General features: G+C 34.6%; 15 protein-coding genes and 1 pseudogene. 7 read left to right on the top strand and 9 right to left on the bottom strand.

Annotated elements, in window-relative coordinates; all coding sequences use genetic code 11:
* Positions 1-10: 10 nt before the first annotated feature.
* Together BWZ41_RS04025 and BWZ41_RS04020 are read right to left on the bottom strand one after the other, a co-directional pair.
* Positions 11-2341: a hypothetical protein gene (locus BWZ41_RS04025; protein WP_143689483.1), complete on the bottom strand. Its 2331-nt coding sequence runs from the start codon at positions 2339-2341 to the stop codon at positions 11-13.
* A gap of 305 nt (positions 2342-2646) precedes the next feature.
* Positions 2647-2946 carry a hypothetical protein gene (locus tag BWZ41_RS04020; protein WP_143689482.1) on the bottom strand — a complete coding sequence of 100 codons (300 nt, stop codon included), beginning with the start codon at positions 2944-2946 and terminating at the stop codon, positions 2647-2649.
* Between the two features lie 144 nt (positions 2947-3090).
* Between BWZ41_RS04020 and BWZ41_RS04015 the strand changes: the two genes are divergently transcribed.
* The 5 genes and pseudogenes from BWZ41_RS04015 to BWZ41_RS03995 all read left to right on the top strand — a co-directional run bounded on the left by BWZ41_RS04015 (position 3091) and on the right by BWZ41_RS03995 (position 5490).
* Positions 3091-3306: a hypothetical protein gene (locus BWZ41_RS04015; RefSeq protein ID WP_143689481.1), complete on the top strand. Its 216-nt coding sequence runs from the start codon at positions 3091-3093 to the stop codon at positions 3304-3306.
* A complete protein-coding gene (locus BWZ41_RS04010; protein WP_064085396.1) occupies positions 3297-3572 on the top strand; it encodes a type II toxin-antitoxin system RelE family toxin in 276 nt (91 codons plus the stop codon). The genes BWZ41_RS04015 and BWZ41_RS04010 overlap by 10 nt, the downstream gene beginning before the upstream one ends.
* Before the next feature lie 210 nt (positions 3573-3782).
* Positions 3783-4025 carry a hypothetical protein gene (locus BWZ41_RS04005; protein WP_143689480.1) on the top strand — a complete coding sequence of 81 codons (243 nt, stop codon included), beginning with the start codon at positions 3783-3785 and terminating at the stop codon, positions 4023-4025.
* Positions 4026-4033: 8 nt separating this feature from the next.
* Positions 4034-4620, top strand: a pseudogene (locus tag BWZ41_RS07950) (DnaB-like helicase C-terminal domain-containing protein).
* Positions 4621-4671: 51 nt separating this feature from the next.
* Entirely contained in the window at positions 4672-5490 is an 819-nt protein-coding gene (locus tag BWZ41_RS03995) for an Rpn family recombination-promoting nuclease/putative transposase (protein WP_143689479.1), read from the top strand.
* A 420-nt stretch (positions 5491-5910) separates the two neighbouring features.
* Here BWZ41_RS03995 and BWZ41_RS03990 read toward each other — a convergent pair whose 3' ends face one another.
* On the bottom strand, positions 5911-6906 hold the full coding sequence (locus BWZ41_RS03990) for a ribonucleotide-diphosphate reductase subunit beta (RefSeq protein ID WP_143689478.1): 996 nt from the start codon (positions 6904-6906) through the stop codon (positions 5911-5913).
* A 130-nt stretch (positions 6907-7036) separates the two neighbouring features.
* On the opposite strand from BWZ41_RS03990, the gene BWZ41_RS03985 reads away from it, so the two are divergent.
* A complete protein-coding gene (locus BWZ41_RS03985) occupies positions 7037-7375 on the top strand; it encodes an outer membrane protein assembly factor BamE (RefSeq protein ID WP_143689477.1) in 339 nt (112 codons plus the stop codon).
* 52 nt (positions 7376-7427) lie between these two features.
* Here BWZ41_RS03985 and BWZ41_RS03980 read toward each other — a convergent pair whose 3' ends face one another.
* A complete protein-coding gene (locus tag BWZ41_RS03980; protein ID WP_143689476.1) occupies positions 7428-7955 on the bottom strand; it encodes a TonB C-terminal domain-containing protein in 528 nt (175 codons plus the stop codon).
* A 196-nt stretch (positions 7956-8151) separates the two neighbouring features.
* On the opposite strand from BWZ41_RS03980, the gene recO reads away from it, so the two are divergent.
* Positions 8152-8880 (top strand): DNA repair protein RecO, encoded by a 729-nt coding sequence (gene recO / locus BWZ41_RS03975; RefSeq protein ID WP_143689475.1) that lies wholly within the window; start codon positions 8152-8154, stop codon positions 8878-8880.
* A 22-nt stretch (positions 8881-8902) separates the two neighbouring features.
* Here the strand turns inward: recO and BWZ41_RS03970 are convergent, their stop codons facing one another.
* The 5 genes from BWZ41_RS03970 to BWZ41_RS03950 form a co-directional block, all read right to left on the bottom strand.
* Entirely contained in the window at positions 8903-10276 is a 1374-nt protein-coding gene (locus BWZ41_RS03970) for a PleD family two-component system response regulator (protein ID WP_143689474.1), read from the bottom strand.
* Positions 10248-10538, bottom strand: coding sequence for a Sec-independent protein translocase subunit TatB (gene tatB / locus BWZ41_RS03965; protein WP_143689473.1), 291 nt, complete (start codon positions 10536-10538; stop codon positions 10248-10250). Before tatB ends, BWZ41_RS03970 begins: the two co-directional genes overlap by 29 nt.
* 6 nt (positions 10539-10544) lie before the next feature.
* Positions 10545-15197 (bottom strand): NAD-glutamate dehydrogenase, encoded by a 4653-nt coding sequence (locus BWZ41_RS03960; RefSeq protein WP_143689472.1) that lies wholly within the window; start codon positions 15195-15197, stop codon positions 10545-10547.
* A gap of 27 nt (positions 15198-15224) precedes the next feature.
* Positions 15225-17777, bottom strand: a complete 2553-nt coding sequence (gene clpB, locus BWZ41_RS03955; protein WP_143689471.1) for an ATP-dependent chaperone ClpB — start codon at positions 17775-17777, stop codon at positions 15225-15227.
* 124 nt (positions 17778-17901) lie between these two features.
* Positions 17902-18734, bottom strand: a protein-coding gene (locus BWZ41_RS03950; RefSeq protein ID WP_143689470.1) for an IS5 family transposase whose coding sequence is annotated in 2 segments (ribosomal slippage) — positions 17902-18368 and positions 18368-18734 — 834 coding nt in all. Because the reading frame shifts where the segments join, the coding sequence is not laid out codon by codon here.
* Between the last annotated feature and the right edge of the window lie 125 nt (positions 18735-18859).

Here is an 18859-nt window from a genome sequence, read left to right as displayed (position 1 = left end):
TTAAAATTTTTTAGTACCTAATGTAGTAGTCATAAGTTTTGTCACTAATAGTTGGAACATTGAACATCGTTGTTCCTTTGTTGTTAATGCTACTTGCAATCATATCTGCCAGCTCTTCTGGTGTTGTCTTCTTATTGGCTTTTACTTCTCTAAATTCTCTGGCAGTAACATCAGTTGGTTGTTTCCCCTCGCCACCCACACTCCACCAAATTACCGTATCAAAATTGTTACCAGTATTTACATTGTCATGAGTCTTCAGACCGATATAGTCTCCTCCTTTCACTTCTTTAAATTTGATCACATAGAGGCATCTTTGCGTAAACAGCGCCTTATGCTGCATAGCGTAGGTTATCACTGAGTTTTTTCCAGCAAAGAGCACATTCGGTTTTCCTGGTATTCTTTCCTCCTCTGCTTTTTGCTTGTAAACAACATGATCACCCCATGTCTTAATCAACGTTCTGCTATTTTTTCCCTGGTCATAAGAATAAAAATCAACAAAACCTCCTCGATCATTATAAAATCCATTGATTCTCGAGATTGAGTACACAAACCACGGTGAAAACAAAAAGTAGTTTTGAGAATTATTACTCTCGTGATTTCTTTCTATAAAAGTAGCGCTGACCTTTGGTATGATCAAAGGAAACCCAATATCATAAACTTTACTGCTAAAATTAACTGGATCAGTAAAACTATTATAACCAGCAGGATTTTTGTAGTGCTGAAAGTTATAATTTACCGTTAAATAAAAAAATCCGTTTTTAACGGAATAATGCATTTTTGTTTCTTTAGATACGCTATCAATACCCTTTTTATAGTCTGCTATCTTGTCGTTAAAATAAAACGCAGATGCTCTAGTTTTACAGTTAAAATAACCTGGAAAATCGCTAATTTTAGTATTTGCAAATCTCGCTTCATAGAGCTGTGAGTGATTTACAAAAATGCTAGGATTATTGATGTTTGTATAAGAGTTAGTAATATCAAATGAATGACAACAAGTAGTAACATCCGCTCCTGTAACATACTGAAAATCATAAGTCACATTTTCATTAGCATGAAACGTAGTCTCAAGCCACAGATGACCAATATCGTCACCTTCAGGCTTACTATTTACTACTCCCTCTCCTTCAAAAGCAACTATAACTTTATTGTTTATAGCAAACCTTTTAATGTACTCACTTGAGATCGCATTAAACCAATTTGGTACATCTTTGGTTTGCAGCATATCAAAGTTTACTGGTGCATGATCTAACTTTTCATATAGCCTTTTGTATTCAATGCCAAGCGGACTAATCGCCGCTCCATCAAGTGTGCGACCATCGCACTTAAGTAGATTTATTTTTCCCTCATCAACTTTCGCTCCCTTCGGGTACTCAACAATCTCGCCGATGTTGTCTACAAATTTAAGGCCATTAATGGTAAAAGCAAGCTCATTGTAACTGTTATTAATGCTGTATTTATTTTCTTTAAACGATGAAAATAACAAATTAGATTTTGCTAAATCAGAATTTTCTGTTGGATATTTAAAATCAATAGTTGAAACTGGTGCTGAAACCTTTGCACAATAAAAATTTGTTGCTTTAAAATTAAATGTCCGATCGGTCGGTAATAGAAATTTGAGTGTCAAACTTTGATCATCACCAATATCAGAAGGGATGACAAAGTCCAGCAAAGTTAAACTAGCGTCATAAACTTTTGGTGAATCAGAATCAATTAAAAATTCATCTATTACATTCACTTTCGGCGGTGTTGATGATTTTGCACCAAAATCACGAATTGCTACTAATTTAACGACTATATCATCACCACCTTTCCAAGCATAGAACTTAAGCTTCAGTGATTCAGCAACAACACTCCATAGAGCATTAGAGTTTTTAAATACTATCGCTTTCTCAAGAGGCGAATTTTTCTCATTAGGCTTTTCACAAATAACATTTAAATAAAAACGAGGATTGCCTTCATCGATTCGTTCAGCCTCAGTAATGTCTTTAATGAAAACCCTATCGACATCAGTTCTATCTTGCATCGCCACTGAATCAGCATAAATTCTGAAAAACTGCCATGAAAGTCCAGCAATTGGCACCTGTGAAAACTGAGGTAAAACATAGCCCGGTCCCTGCCCTCGATCATCAATCTGCAGACCAATATTAAACTGCCCATCGATAAACAAATTATCAGATATGACAGCGCTAATAGGATCAGCGCTTCTCTGAGTCTGAAAATATGGTAGGTCAGTAAAAACAGTCTCAGGAGCCGCAGCATTGCCGTAACAGCACTTTAGCTCTGCAATGTAACGATCTTCGGGGTCATCTACGTCAACAAAGTAGTAGATTTTATGGGGCAATGCACCGTTTTCATCAAGTTGCAGAGGATTTGGTGCCGGTACGACAGTTCCTTCTTTATTTTTGTAATAGGCAGTACGAAGAGTTGTAGGACTCTTCTTGTCATATCCAGTAGCCAGCGGCTGGCATACCTTCCCTATTCCTAATAATGTCTTGCAATACTATACTTAGTATTAACTTCTGTGTCATTTCTCCCTAACCTCAGCAAAAGCTAATACTCGTGTATACTTAACCTACCATAATCTGTCAATATAATTCTTTATTGAAAATTTTAGGAAAGAATAAAGAAGCCTCACACCTGTATCTACTACAGAACAGAAAATGAATCTGCGAGAGTATGGAAACTATCTCCAATATTTTCTAATGTACTCTTTATGTTATTAGCTGTTGATTTTTGTGAATAGTCACCTTCTGTAAACAAAGGAAAAGGAAAATGATGATTTCCAACTTTAACATTGCAGTCTGCTTCGCAGATTAGTCGATGGAAAGTATCACCGTTATTATCTTTACACCATTTGAAGCACTCTTTCTCTGTATTAGGATCACCAGGAAAATAATTAATCGCTGTTGCTGTAGACTCTACATATTTTTGTATAATTTTTGGCATAATATTCTCCTTAATTAAAAAACTAACATAATATTAATATATCAGTATTAATATTATGTTAATACTGATATAATTACTTCGTTTTCTTTATTGAAAATTTTAGGAAAATGTTGTATAATTATGCAGTAGATTTCGGTAAAACTTATGGCAAACGCTAATTTATCTTTCAGTAAAGAAACTTTACAGCATCTTGCTGAATTATCTGAACTTACTAAGCAACCTGCTCAAGCATTAGCAGAAAAACTACTTAAAGAAGCAATCGAGCTTGAAATTGAGGATTTTTTAGTGTCTAAAATTTCTGATGAGCGTGATGTCGAAGGTGCAGAAACAATCGATTTTGAAGATATTAAGTGGGATTAGAGCATTATAAAGTTAAGTCTCTCAAAAGTGTTGTTGAAAGAGATTTACCAAACCTTCAAAAAACAATAAGGCTAAGAATCCAAAAGGCTATAAAAGAACGTCTTACAGTTGACCCAATAAACCTCGGTGAACCATTACATCATAACCTAAAAGGACATAGAAGACTAAGAGTTGGTGAATACCGTATAATTTATAGAGTAAATCAATTAGAACAAATAGTAACTATCACAGAGATAGGACATAGATGTGATATTTATAAAAAATAAATATAAACATTAAATATACATTATACAGCCCTCTTTCCTGATCCATTCTCCACCTTAGGTGGCTTTGCTCAGCTCAAAAATAACCATTTTTTGGGTACCCCCCCACTATAAGTTATATATATATTATAAGTATAATATATATATAACTCATTGGGAGAGGCGACGAAAACAAGATCTTGAGTTTGAGGAGCCTCCGGTTCAAGGTGGAGAATGGATCAGGAAAGAGGGCTCAGGGTCGATGATGATGTCAAACTAATATTTGATTATCTCAAAGACTACAGAGACTACATCGATAAACGGCTAGCAAACCCCGACGAAATAGAAGGAATAACAACAGGAATAGAGGAGCTTACAGGTGGCTTCAAGGAAGGAGAACTCTCTGTGCTTGCAGCACACACTTCAATTGGTAAGACCTCAATAGATGGCTCTAGAGGCCGCAAAGCTCTTAAATAACCACGAGTATGTCTGCTTCTTCTCACTTAGCCAATCAACTCATCAACAGAATTATCAGCATCGAAGTCAACGAAACAATTAACAACATCATCAAGAAGAAGAATATGGAGCTTCTGTACCAAGGATTAAATGAATTAGCTTTCTTAAATCTCCTTGTCGATAGTTCAGGAAGTATGGATTTAAATATGCTCAGAAGAAAGATCTCCTCAATCTGCAAAAAACACAGCATTAAATGCATCTACATTGATTATTTGCAGCTACTCAGAGGATCAGGAAGAACAGAGAACAGAACGCTTGAAGTGACAGAGATCAGCAGAACTTTAAAGAACATCGCTAAAGACTTTGAAGTTCCTGTTGTAGCATTATCACAAATTAGTCGCAGAGTAGAAAAAACAAAAGACCGCAACTAGCAGACCTGAGAGAGTCAGGGAGCATCGAACAGGATGCCGACATAGTTTTGCTGCTCTACAGAGACAGTTACTATAAAATAGGCTCTAATAACGAACTGGAGATAAACATTGCAAAGAACAGAAGTGGCTCAACTGGCAAAGTCACCGTGCCTTATCAAGTTAATACTGGGAGGATATTAAATTGAAAAATCACGGAAAATAGTGTATAATATTAATAATTTTAAGGCGAATTCCTTATGGCTCTTTCTAAATTTCTTGATCCAAAAAACAATTACGCTTTTAAACGTATTTTTGGTACTGAAAAAAATAAAGACATTCTTATTCACTTTCTCAATGATATTCTAGGTCTTACTGGTGAAGCTAAGATAAAAGATGTGCAGTTTCTAAATCCTATTCAAAATCCTGATATTGCCGCTAAAAAGGAAAGTATTGTTGATGTACTTTGTAGAGATTCCAAAGGTGTTCAAACAATTGTTGAGATGCAAGTCGCTAGAACTACTGGCTTCGAAAAACGTGCTCAATATTACGCTGCTAAAGCTTACTCTAGTCAAGCCGATGTAGGCGGTCAATACCAAGGTTTGAAGGAAGTTGTCTTTATTGCCATTACTGATTTTATTCTATTTCCTAATAAACCAGAGTATAAATCCGATCACGTTACTCTTGATAAGAAAACATTTGAACATGATCTAAAGGATTTTAGTTTTACTTTCATAGAACTACCAAAATTTCCAAAAACACAAGAAGATCAATTAGAAAATATAGTCGAAAAGTGGTGTTATTTTTTCAAATACGCAAACAAGACTAGCGAAGAGGATCTAACGAAAATAATAGGAAGTGATGAAATTATTGGCAAGGCTTATAATGAGTTAAATCAATATAGTTGGACTAGCGAAGAACGAGCTATATATGAACAAGATAAGAAACGAGAAGATGATAATTTCTCTTGCATCATGCAAAGTAGAATTGAAGGAAAGATTGAAGTAGCAAAAAACCTACTCAAAGCTGGCGTATCTGTCGACTTAATAGCTGAATCCACCGGTCTTGCAATTGATTAGATTAAAAAACTAAAGTAATACCATTCGTACTGGAAATCTTCGAGAAGAACTTCTTTATATTCTACCCATTCTAGTAGACAACAAGCTTAAAATTTAAGGGGAATTTATGTAAAGGGCAACTCTGCCCTTTACACTCATTTTATTTTTTAGTAGAATTCAAGCGCCAACCAAATTAACTACTAAAATCCCATGAAAGGATATCAAAATAAAGATTACCAAAACAAAAAAAAGAGTCAAGCAAAAAAAAACTTGACTTCGCATCATTATGTCTATCACAACTTCAGCATACGTGGAAGCCTTCACATAGTTAACGTCAACAGCAAGCATGTGCAGGCACAAATGAGCTCTAGGAGGCGAATAAAAGCGCGAGAGAAGTCAGTTGAGCGCAAGCTTCCGTTGAAATGATAAAAAAGGTTGAAGTTACTGCTCTTCACTTTTTGTATCGTTTTTAGCAAAAGCTTCCTCCCAAGTGCCTTGAGTTGCTGCGCGGCTATACTCTGTTACTCTATTTTCAAAGAAATTTGTATGTTCTACGCCATTTAGTATTTCATCAAGCCACGGAATAGGGTTATCTTTAACATTATATATAGATTGAAGACCCAGTTGCGTTAACCGTCTATTTGCTATGTAGCGTATATAATTGCGCACTTCTTCTGCAGATAGTCCTTCAACATCTCCGAAATCAAAAGCAAGCTTTATAAACTCATCCTCAAGCTCAACAATAGTGCGACATGCAGAATATAATTCTTCTTTGAACTCGTCATTCCAAATTTCATTATTCTCTTTAATAAACGTATTGAACAAATTGATAATTGAATTGGTATGCAAGGTTTCGTCACGTGCTGACCAAGCAATTATTTGCCCCATACCTTTCATTTTTCCAAACCGTTGAAAATTGAGCAAAATTGCAAATGATGCAAATAACTGCAATCCTTCAGTGAAGGCACCAAATACTGCTAAAGTTTTAGCAACATGTTTTTTATCGTGCTTTCTACTTTCCTCAAATTCTAACATGTATTCATACTTCTTTCTCATAGCATCATATTTTAAGAATGCTTGATATTCACTTTCTGGCATGCCAATCGTATCTAGAAGGTATGAATAGGCTGCAATGTGTATAGTCTCCATATTAGAAAAGCTTGCAAGCATCATACATATTTCTGTTGGTTTAAATATATTTGAATAATGCCTCATATAGCAGTTATTTACTTCAATATCTGCTTGAGTAAAAAACCTAAAAATCTGGGTCAATAAATTTTTCTCCACATTTGAAAGTTTAGTTTTCCAATCTTTTACATCATCAGCAAGCGGAACTTCTTCAGGTATCCAGTGTATCCTTTGTTGCTGCAACCATGCATCATATGCCCAAGGATAATTAAAAGGCTTGTATATTGGATCTGCTTCTAGCAATGACATAAGATACCTAATTATTTTGAAGTAAATACTATACTAAATAATATTGGGAATTAGTCAATTTAACTTTTTTAAAATTTGACGGCAGATAGTTTATTAGTTTATTATGATCTCAAATAATTAATTGATAAAAATGCGAGTATTAATATTTTTTGCTTTATTGTTTTTAGTGAGCTGCGTGCACACTATCTATAATCACGGAGTTCCTGTCATTAATGTTGAACTGTGGAGCAAAATAAAAGTAGGTGATGATAGAGAGAAAGTGGTTCATACTTTAGGATCGCCAACATTAGTATCAAAGTTCGACGAAAATGTTTGGTACTATGTCTCATATAAAATTAAACAAGCTAACTTCTTGGGAAAAAGGAAGTACAGTAGTAAGTCTTTGCAAATTTCGTTTAATCAGAATGACGAAATTGCAGATATAAGAGAAATCAACGTTGCAGAAAGGTCTTTAGCTGTTGTTGATTGAAAATTTGCTGATCCGTTTTTCATCACAAGTAAGTAATTTAGGTAACGCAAATTCACCTATTTAGAATAAAATCTAACGTAACTTCGCGCCAAATGTGATGCTGCTCAGCAGGTAAGCCAATTAACGGGCTACATTTATATACTGCACGCATTGCATTATCTGCTGCTGATCTAAAAAGAGGATTATTTTGATAAGAACTACTATCTACTACGTTGGCTACAACGATCTCACCTTTACTGGATAATAACAAGTTAATTTTTATACTAAAATTTTCTTTATAAACTATGCCCTCAGGAATGCTCCAACACTCTGTCAGTTTATCCCTTATAGAATTAATAATTTCTGTTACAACTAACTCATCATCTTTGTTCTCAATGTTTTTCTTATCTCTTATTTCATTTTTCACCTCTTTGATGTCTTCTTTTAGCTTTCTTTCTACAACCTTTTTTCTTTTTGGAATTGGAATATCCTCATCAACTTCCTGCATTTCAATAATTTGCCTCGATTGTACTACTTCAACTAATTCTTTTTTTCTTTGTGGTATAGGAATAACTGACGAACCATCCGGTTGGGCTTTCATTGAAAAAAGCAAAAAACAACATAGAGATAAAAGAAGAATATAATTAAAATAGAGAGGGCGCATATGTTGAGCAGCTTGTTTTACTGGTTTAAAGCTAATATTGCACATAAAGTCAATATATTTCAGTTGACTTAAACCCAAATTTGCTACACTAATTTTATTATCTCTATAATATCATACGGTTAATATACTCTAAATGAGATGGAAAGATGAAGGTGTTATTATAGCTGCTAAAAAATACGGTGATAAAAATTTAATTCTTTCTCTATTTACAAAAAATCATGGAAAGTGCAGAGGATTAACTAGGTTAACAAATAATAGTAATTATAAGTTTCAAATAAGCAATCTATTACATGCAGAATGGAGTGCTAAATTACCTGAAAATCTAGGTTTTTTAAAGTGCGAATTGATTGAATCTCCACTTCATCATTTCTTTCAAGATAGGTTAAAAAGCATTGCTATTGTTTCTTTCTCGTCTATATTAGAAAAAGTGCTTCCAGAAAGTGAATCCTGTACCAAGTTGTATGGTAATTTTAGACACTTCATCGATGTAATAAAACACAATAGCCAATTTTGGCAAAGTTATTACCTTAACTTAGAGCTTCTGCTTCTTACGCAACTTGGATTTAAGTTAGACCTATCAAAATGTGCTGTAACAGGTGTGAAAGAAAATCTACAGTTTATTTCTCCAAAAACTGGTAGAGCAGTGTCAAAAAAAGTAGGTGACTGTTATGCAGATAAATTACTACCTTTTCCACAGATGTTGCATGATGTATACAATAACAACCTACAAAATAGCTACTCATATCAAGAATTCAGACTAGGGCTAAAAATTACAGGGTATTTTTTAAATAAATATCTATTTCTACAGTTAAATGCAAAATTTCCGGAGTTGAGAAATTTTATGCTATCATTTGAATCTTAGTTACTACCTATTTGAAAGAACTTCAACCAGTAATCACTCTATTTCTACCACTGTTTTTTGCTTTATATAAATATTTGTCAGAACGTACTATAAATTTTTTAACATCACCAAGGTCAGATCTTTGCATTGCTGAAACTCCAATGCTCACAGTTACATTATGGGTTGTATTTTTACCCACAAGTATAGGTTCTTTGGCAATAATTTTTCGTATTCTCTCTGCAATAGTATACGCATCTGATACACTGGTATCTGGCATTACAACAACAAATTCCTCACCACCAAACCTAGCCAGCAAATCTGTCACTCTGATATTTTCAGAAATTCTTTTCTGTATTTCCTTTAAAAATTCATCTCCAGCATTATGCCCAAAGTTATCATTCACCATCTTAAAATAATCTATATCAAGTATCATAAGGGATAAACTTCTATCTTTTTCCACAGAATCCTTAACAATATTTCTTAAGTGTGCATCAAAATATCTTCTATTATAACAGTTAGTTAATGGATCCTTTATAGACATCTCCACATTATTAAATAAATTCATTCTCAAGGCATCTTGATATCTTTTGCGTTTCACTTGCGAATTAACCCTAGCTATTAATTCACTCTCATCTAAAGGTACTGTTAAATAATCATTAGCACCTACATCAAGTGCCTTTACTAAATTGCTTTTATCATAATCTTCAGAAAGGATCAGAATTGGTGTATAACGTGTTTCTACTTTACTACGAAACTTAGAACACAAACGTAGGCCATCAGTTTTTGAAAATTGCATGTCAGAAATAATCAAGTCGTAATTATCCTTAATACCAACCTTCAATGCTTCTTTTGGATCGTGCAGTATTTTAATTGATCTGAAGCGTTGCTTTAGAACATTATTTATCTGCTCTGCTTGAAAAGTGTCCTCATCTACAACAAGTATGTTAGCATCAAAAATCTGATTAGAATAATCCATAATACTGCTTTCTGCTACCCCACCAATCTCAGCATTAGTTTCTCCTCTCAAGCACAATTCGTCTATTATCATCTTTAAGCGCACAAGAGACTTAATTCTTGCAGATAAAGCAGTTTCATCTATCGGCTTAGTTAGAAAGTCATCCGCACCAGCATTAATTCCTTGCACTCTATCATGAGTGTCATGCAGCGCAGTTACCATAATTATTGGAATATAAGTCGTTAAGGGATCATTCTTTAGCTGCTTACAAACCTCAAAACCACTCATTTTTGGCATCATGACATCAAGCAAGATAATATCTGGCTGCTGTTTCTTTACTAAATCTATCGCCTCCTCGCCATCATGAGCTACTATAACTGTATAGTACTCTGCTTTTAGCTGAGCTTCTAAAAGTTTAACATTAGAAGGTATATCATCTACTACTAGGACCTTTGCTGTCATCTTTTGTATTATCTACATTATAAGCAGGATAAAGCTTGCCATCTTTACCAACTATGTAATTGACTTTTTCAACGTCACACTCCTCATATAACTCTTCAATCCCGGCATCCTTCAACAAATTCCTAATTCTTGACTTCACAATCACAAAATACCTATACATATTTTTAATAAGATTAAAAAACACAGATACTTTACTCTTATCAAGAACAATTATACTTACTAAAGCTACAACTAAAATTTCTGAAAATCCTATATTAAACATTTTTTTCTACGAAGCAAGTACTTTTACTCTCTTGATTATGAGTGTTAATTTACTTAAATCAAGTTTAGAAGCAACCATCTCATTTAAAAAGCTATTGTAACGTTCTATATGATCCTTATCATTAAGAGCCCAAGTTTGTACATGATTATCAATAGCTTTTATAACTTTAACAGCCAGCTTATGATGATAATTGCTTAAATCATCTAATAAGTCATTGATTAAGCTGCGATCCCAATAAGAAGAATGACTTTTCATCTTGATGGCAATTGTTCTAATAAGATCGAATCTTAACAGCGACTTTAACTCAAAGTATATTTTACCAGCTTCAAAAAGAGACAAAGATGTCTGCTCAGCAACAGATATAACGTCCAGCGCATAAATAAGAATACGTAGATCAGCAACCCTTTTTGCTAGATCTTTATTTATGTTAAGCTCTAACAAAGAAGCTAATCCATGATTATAGACCTCTAATAGGTGCTCATCTAAAATATCATGGCCTAAAGTTTCAATTGCACCCCTAAATTTTGTAACATCATCTAGTTCTGTAAGATTAAGTTCACCAAGATTTTTTACTAACCAAAATGACACTCTACCAATAAATTTTTGTACATTTCTCACTATTTGTAAATACGAATCGGCATCAATCTTGCCATCCAATTCATCAATTTTCTGCCAAAGGCTACTTAAATTATATAGGTGATTAACAACGATATATATGTTAACTGCTTCATGTACTTTAATTCCAGTACTCTCAACCAAATTATTAATAAATATACAGCCCATCCTATTTACTACATCGTTTGTAATGCAAGTAGAAATAATTTCCCTATAAAGTTGATGCTTTAGTATGGAATTCTTAAACTCTGTTACCATCTTTTGTGGAAAATAATGTAGTAAGTAATCACGGCACAAGAAATCTTTTTCAGGCAGATCAGAGTGTATAATTTCATTTTTTATTGCTGTTCTTGCATAAGACATGAGAACAGAAAGCTGAGGAGAACTAAAACCTTCCGCACCAGTTAATATCCTTGCTACTTCTTCTTCAGCTGGAAGGAATTCTACATCTCGATTTAACAAGCCAGATTTCTCTAAACTGAGTAATAATTTATGGTGCTGCTCCAACCTTTCTTTAGCTTGCAAGCACTCAAGGAGCAATGCTTTTGTTTCAATCTTGTTATGATCTTCAAGTACCTTAGATGCAACTTCGTCTACCATGCCAGCCAGTATTTCATTCCTTTTCTCTAGGAAAATTCCACTTTCTTTCATAAATGCAATCTTAATGTTAACTTCAAGATCGGAGCATATTACTCCCGCTGAATTGTCAACAAAGTCTGCATTGATGTACCCACCTATTTTAGCATATTCTACCCTCCCAAGCTGCGTGCAACCGAGATTACCGCCCTCTATAAACATAGAAGCTCTAATATCTTGACCATTTACTCTTAACTCATCGTTTGCTTTATCACCAACCATGCTATGACTTTCATTCTTTGCTTTAACAAATGTGCCAATTCCTCCATTCCATATGAAGTCCACTTTTGCTTTGAGCAGATATTGGATCAAGTCACTTGGAGATAACGTATCTTCTGTTATATCAAAGCACTTTTTCATTTCTCGAGAAATGTCTATTTGCTTGCTACTACGCTCAAATACCCCACCACCTCGAGAAATCAAATCTTTGCTGTAATCCATCCAAGTTGAAAACGGTAATTCAAATAGGCGTTTACGCTCTGCGAAACTCTTTTCTGCATCAGGGTTTGGATCAATGAAAATATGCATATGGTTAAATGCGCCGATTAAATTTATATTTTTTGAAAGCAACATACCGTTTCCAAATAAGTCACCAGCCATATCTCCAATTCCGATAACAGTCACATCTTGATAAATCTCTTTATTCATTTTCCAAAAATGCCTTTGTGCAGCAATCCACGCACCTTTTGCTGTAATGCCCATCTTTTTATGGTCATACCCTGCTGATCCACCAGATGCAAATGCATCTCCGAGCCAAAAGTTATATTCAGAGGCTATTTGATTAGCATAATCAGAAAAAGAAGCAGTACCTTTATCTGCTGCAACTACCAAATATGGATCATCTTCGTCATATCTAATGACATTCTTTGGTGGAATTATTTTACCATCAATCACATTATCAGTGATATCAAGCATTCCTCTGATAAAATTCCTATAACACTCAACACCTTTCTCTCTTAAAATATTTTTATCTTTATAAGCTTGCTTTATTACAAAACCACCCTTTGCACCAACAGGAACAATAACCGCATTTTTTGTCATCTGAGCTTTCATGAGTCCCAAAACTTCAGTGCGAAAATCTTCCGTCCTATCCGACCATCTTAAACCACCACGAGCTAATTTTCCTCCTCTTAGATGTATTCCCTCAAAAAGGTTCGAATAGACATATAATTCACGATACGGGCGAGGATCAGGTAACCCATTTATTTTACTTGAATCAAATTTTATAGATAAGTATGGCTTGTCATCTTGATAATAACTGGTCCTTAAAATTGCCATTATCAAGTTAAATATCGAACGTAAAACGTAATCATGTGAAACATTACTGATCTCTTTTAGTAGTTCTTCAATTTTTTCTCTAAAAATATCAGTAGTTTCCGCTCTATCAACATCTATACTTGGATTAAATCTTGAATGAAACAGCTGTATTAGATGTTTCATTATTTTTGGATACTCTGATACTACTTTTTGAATATATTCCTGATTATAGTTAAATAACGTCTGCTTTAGATAGGCACTTAGCGCTCTAATCAGAAGCACTTCTTTCCACTCCAGTCCAGCAATAATGACCAAACTATTAAAATAGTCATTTTTTATTTCCTTGCTAAACACTTTGACAAGCGTCATCTCAAACTGTTCTTTCAGAGTAATGTTATTTATTAATTCATCGACTCTTGATAACAAAAAATGGTGTATCCATATTCCGCCGTTAATTTCTATGTAATAACCATTATGAGATAGAATCTTCGCTCCAAAATTCTTAGTAATTTTCAATATCTTTGATAATTCAAGACCACCGCTATTTGGAGTGTAAACCTTCAATTGATAGTTGAGATTGTCACGAGTAAGCCTCAAATCAACTTCACTGACTTTTTTCTTTCTCACTATCTCCAATTTTTTCATATCATAATACGCATCATGAGGTTCAAAATTCTCTTGATAACTTATCGGAAATGCCTTGCAATACCGGATAAATATATCCTCAACAGTGCTAAAAGTATTATATAAATTGTCTATAAAACGATCTTCCCACTTTTCTGTAATGTTTCTTAACTTGTTTTCGATACGCAAAACTTCATCATCAAAAACGCTAGCGCTTTTGGTTCTTAGCACCACGTGTAATTTCATCAAATCATATTCATTGATAATGTGATTGTTATAAATATCTGAACTTTCTGCATTCGTTTCATCTTTCAATATATCGCGTATCTTAAACATTAGTCTTGCACTAGCATAACGCATCGGTATCAATACTATGCAACTAATAAAGTTCCCTACCTTTCTCAAAAATAATTTGACTCTTGGCCTAATCGCAAGAGACATGATCGAGGTGCAAATTTCAAATAACTCGTCTTCATTTGATTGGAATAATTCGTCACAAGAAAATGCCTGTAAAATGGAAATTAAAGCTTTATTGTTATGGCCACCAGGAACAAATCCTGCCTTTTTTTCTATTGTTGTAACCTTATCCTTTATTACCGGAATAGTTCGAATATCTTGCACTTCCGCTACAGAAGTAAATAACCCAAAGAAATGCTGTTCCCTTATTACATCACCCTGGTCATTAAATTCTTTCACTCCTATACAATTCATATAGGTACGCCGATGAACTATTGAGATTAGGTCTGATCTTAGTATGTATAAAGAATTCAAGCTTTCAGAAAAAATTGATGAATTTTGGTACTCTTCACTTGCTCTCATTAACCCGAGGCTCTCCTTACCACTTAGAGCAAGCTTTCCTTCTTTATTAGTAATGTATTCTTGATAACCTAAAAATACAAAATTGTTATTTTTCAACCAAGCTAGAAAATCTCTGCCTCCAGCATCCAATGCCGGATGCTCAAGAAGCTTCTTGAGCATCCATTGCCAGTCCTTTACAACGCAGTTAACTGCTTTTAGCGTCTTTCGTAGAGATTCTTCTAGTGTATCAACAAAGCTATCACTTATGCCTTTAATAATTACATATATTACTGACTCTTTGATTCCATTACTTTCTTCCAAAAGATGAATTTTATCTATTAGGCTATTTTTTCTTTGAACATTAATTATGCTGTTACTATAATAGCATATAGTTAAACCGTGTGACTTAATAGTGGAAATGACAGAATCCACTAAAAAGGGCATGTCATAATTTGTGATTTTAATTATAGTGAAATTGCCTTCTATTCCTGAAATATCATTTACATTACTTACTGCCAATTTACTTTCTTCTTTTTCTTTTTTAAGAATGAAGTTGTATGCATCTTCTGCAATGTATAAAAGAAATTTATCGTTGACTTTTAGGTCGCTATTATAAACAAAATTATAAAAGTATTTTATAAACTCTTTAATTTTTTCTTTCTCTTTTTTATTCCCTTGATCAACTAGCTTAAATAAAGACTCAACATTAACATTATGATTTATACACATTTTCCAAAACAAAAATACACAGCGAATCTAGATCTTTTTAACTAAGATTTCGTTACCAGAAGTATACACTATTAGCTCATCTCCTTCTACTACTTCCCCCGATAAAACTAACTTAGCTAGATTATTTTGAATGCATTCTTGTATTACCCTTTTCATAGGCCTCGCTCCATATTCAGGGTCATAGCCAGTTTGTGCTATTAGCTCCTTAGCTTCTTGCGATAAACTAATACTTAGTTTACGCTTAGCAAGCATCTTTTGTAAATAAGAGAATTGAACATCTATAATTTTATAAATGTCATCTTTGGTTAAACCGTGGAATATAATAATTTCATCCAGTCTATTTAAAAATTCTGGACGAAACGCTAACTTAACTATTTTCATCACCTCATCTTTTACAGATTCAGCAGTTCCTCTGAGCATCATCTCAGCGCCAAGGTTAGAAGTTAAAATCAGTATGGTATTGCGAAAATCAATTAATTTGCCATGGCTATCGGTGAGTCTACCTTCATCCAAAATCTGCAGTAATATATTAAATATATCTGGATTTGCCTTTTCTATCTCATCAAACAAAATTACCTGATATGGTCTTCTCCTCACTGCCTCAGTTAATCTTCCACCTTGTTCATAGCCAACATACCCTGGAGGTGCACCAATCAGTTTTGAAACGGAGTGTTTTTCCATATACTCTGACATATCAAAGCGCAGAAGTGCTCCTTGGTCATCAAATAAAAATTCGGCAAGGGATTTTGCCAACTCCGTTTTCCCAACTCCAGTTGGACCTAAAAATAAGAATGAACCAAAAGGTCGATTAGTATCCTGAACACCAGAACGGGAGCGCCTTACTGCATTACTTATCGCTTCAATTGCATCTTTCTGTCCTATTACTCTTTTCCCTATTTCATTCTCCATGTTAAGAAGTTTTTCTTTTTCACTGTGCATCATGCTATCAACAGGAATGCCTGTCCATTTCGAAACAATATTTGCAATATCACTCTCAGTAACTTCTTTCTTTAGGAAACTATCAGTAACTTTTTCCTGATTTTTTAACTCATTTTCAAGTTGAGGAATCACACCATACATCAACTCCCCTGCCCTTCCTAAATTTCCATTGCGCTGAGCCAATTCTAGCTCTTTCCTCGCGTTATCCAATTTTTCAGCAATTTCTTGTATTTTAGCTATTTTATTCTTTTCCATCTGCCATTTACTGCTTAAGTCAGCAAATTTACTGTTTAGACTCTCAATTTCCTCATTTATCTTTTTTAAACGTTGCCTAGAGTTTTCATCACTTTCTTTTTTCAAAGCCTCTGACTCAATTTTCAGCTGTATAATCTTTCTTTCAAGCTCATCAACAACCTCAGGCTTGCTGTCCATTTCAATTCTAACCCTACTTGCTGCTTCATCAATTAAATCGATCGCTTTATCAGGTAAAAATCTATCTGTTATATATCTATTAGAAAGCGTTGCAGCAGCGATTATTGCACTATCTGTAATCCTAATACCATGATGTACCTCATACCTTTCCTTCAAGCCCCTCAGTATTGAAATAGTATCAGTTTCAGTGGGTTGAGAAATAAACACAGGCTGGAAACGCCTCGCAAGCGCAGGGTCTTTCTCTATATGCTGACGATACTCATCTAAAGTTGTAGCTCCTATACAGCGAATTTCTCCGCGTGCAAGAGCAGGTTTCAGTAGATTTGAAGCATCCATTGCACCACTTGTTGCCCCTGCTCCAACTAAAGTATGAAGCTCATCTATAAATAAGATAACTTTCCCCTCTGCTTTTGAAATATCATTGATCACTGCTTTTAGCCTTTCTTCAAATTCTCCTCTGAATTTTGTTCCAGCAATTAACGCACCAAGATCCAAAGCTAAAACTTTTGCATCACGCAAACCAAGTGGTACATCATTTGCAACAATTCTGTTTGCTAAACCTTCAACTATTGCAGTTTTTCCAACACCAGGTTCACCTATCAGCACGGGATTATTTTTTGTTCGCCTAAGCGATACCTGCATAGCTCTTCTGATTTCTTCATCACGACCAATTACAGGATCAAGCTTACCTTGCATCGCAAGCTCTGTAATATCTTTTGTATATTTCTTCGCCGCATTTAATTTTTCTTCACTATTTGGCGAATCTGCACTGCTACCTTTTCTCATTTCTGCAATAACTGAATTTAATTTTTGCGGTGTTACACCACCTTCTGCTAAAATTTTACCATCTTTTTGTGCAGCAAGGCCCTGCAGTAACCGCTCAACTGTAACAAATGTATCTTTATTCCTCCTCGCAATACCGATTGAATCCTCAAAAACTTTTGCTACCTCTCTTGAAAGCTGAAGGCCGCCACTTCCTGGCCCTTCAATCACTGGAAATTTTTTAATTGCACTATCAACAGCATTAGAAATATTCTGCACATTTCCACCACAGGCACCTATCAAGTCCTGAACTAAACTCGATTCATCTTCAAGCATTACTTTAAGTAAATGTTCAGGCATAAAAATCTGATGCCCGGCTCCCAATGCTTTCATTTGAGCACTCTGAATTAAGCTTTTTACTTTTTCTGTAAATTTATTCAAGTCCATAATATAAATTCAACTCATACTTGCTGATATATATAGCAACCACTTCCTCAATTTTAAACCTAAAGTCATTTATCAATAAAAATTTTCTAAGTTCATATAAGAGGTTGTACGGAAACTAGTAAACTCAAGCATATTTCCTACTTAACATAACTTTACTCATAGCCAGATATATGAAACTTTCAGTAGATGTTGTAAGTAAATCGTACTCCTTTGATAGTCTTCTATTTCTATTGATCCAAGCAAAAGTCCTCTCTACCACCCACCTTCTCGGCTGTACTGAAAATCCAGGATCCCGTTGTGGCAATAGTTCTAGTGGTGTATCTTTATGCACCCAAAATCTACATGGAGGCCTTTTCACAATTTCAATGTCTATCCCATATTCCTCCTCTATATGGGTTTTTAAATCTTTTCCTTGGTACCCCATATCAGCCCACATTTTCTTAATATTGCTGTATTTTTTCTTCATATTGTCCAATGCCATCTTCACCCCATCTCTGTCATTTTCGCTTGCAGCTCCTACATAGCAACCAAGCACAAATCCTTGAGTATCTGTGATTATATGTCTTTTTCTCCCCTTTACCTTTTTTGCACCATCATAACCTTTGATCCCCCTTTTTCCGTGGTTTTTACCGACTGACTGTCCACTATGCATCCGCTCGGCTCTTCATTTCTTCCCATTTTTGACCTACTATATTTAGTGATATCATAGTTCATTTTCTCAAAATTCCTCTGTTTCTTCCATTGCCTAAACTGCTCATATACAGTCTTCCATAGCGGAAAATCATTTGGTAAATACCGCCATTGGCACCCTGTACGCAATATATAGAAAATTCCCTCTAACATTTTTCTTTTACTATATTTTGGCGGTCTTCCTCCTTTTTTGTATGATACTCTGAAGTACTTCTCTATTTGTGCCCACTCCCTTTCACTTAGATCTGTTGGATACTTTTTTCTCATCTTTACCCCATACTAAAATTTCAAATATCATAGCCTTTTACTAGTTTCCGGACAACCTCTACTTATCCTAACCCGACTTATCAACAGGTTGTACAAAGAGCAGAATATTCTCTGTTCTTCGTAAC

This window comes from Wolbachia endosymbiont of Nilaparvata lugens (genome assembly GCF_007115045.1).
Taxonomy (GTDB): domain Bacteria; phylum Pseudomonadota; class Alphaproteobacteria; order Rickettsiales; family Anaplasmataceae; genus Wolbachia.
This window is presented reverse-complemented; position numbering and strand designations above follow the sequence as displayed.

Excerpts from the sequence above, each read along its gene's own strand:
- BWZ41_RS04020 (WP_143689482.1), bottom strand. The coding sequence starts at position 2,946 with ATGCCAAAAATTATACAAAAATATGTAGAGTCTACAGCAACAGCGATT.
- BWZ41_RS04015 (WP_143689481.1), top strand. The coding sequence starts at position 3,091 with ATGGCAAACGCTAATTTATCTTTCAGTAAAGAAACTTTACAGCATCTT.
- BWZ41_RS04005 (WP_143689480.1), top strand. The coding sequence starts at position 3,783 with ATGGATCAGGAAAGAGGGCTCAGGGTCGATGATGATGTCAAACTAATA.
- BWZ41_RS03995 (WP_143689479.1), top strand. The coding sequence starts at position 4,672 with ATGGCTCTTTCTAAATTTCTTGATCCAAAAAACAATTACGCTTTTAAA.
- BWZ41_RS03990 (WP_143689478.1), bottom strand. The coding sequence starts at position 6,906 with ATGTCATTGCTAGAAGCAGATCCAATATACAAGCCTTTTAATTATCCT.
- BWZ41_RS03985 (WP_143689477.1), top strand. The coding sequence starts at position 7,037 with ATGCGAGTATTAATATTTTTTGCTTTATTGTTTTTAGTGAGCTGCGTG.
- BWZ41_RS03980 (WP_143689476.1), bottom strand. The coding sequence starts at position 7,955 with ATGAAAGCCCAACCGGATGGTTCGTCAGTTATTCCTATACCACAAAGA.
- recO (WP_143689475.1), top strand. The coding sequence starts at position 8,152 with ATGAGATGGAAAGATGAAGGTGTTATTATAGCTGCTAAAAAATACGGT.
- BWZ41_RS03970 (WP_143689474.1), bottom strand. The coding sequence starts at position 10,276 with ATGACAGCAAAGGTCCTAGTAGTAGATGATATACCTTCTAATGTTAAA.
- tatB (WP_143689473.1), bottom strand. The coding sequence starts at position 10,538 with ATGTTTAATATAGGATTTTCAGAAATTTTAGTTGTAGCTTTAGTAAGT.
- BWZ41_RS03960 (WP_143689472.1), bottom strand. The coding sequence starts at position 15,197 with ATGTGTATAAATCATAATGTTAATGTTGAGTCTTTATTTAAGCTAGTT.
- clpB (WP_143689471.1), bottom strand. The coding sequence starts at position 17,777 with ATGGACTTGAATAAATTTACAGAAAAAGTAAAAAGCTTAATTCAGAGT.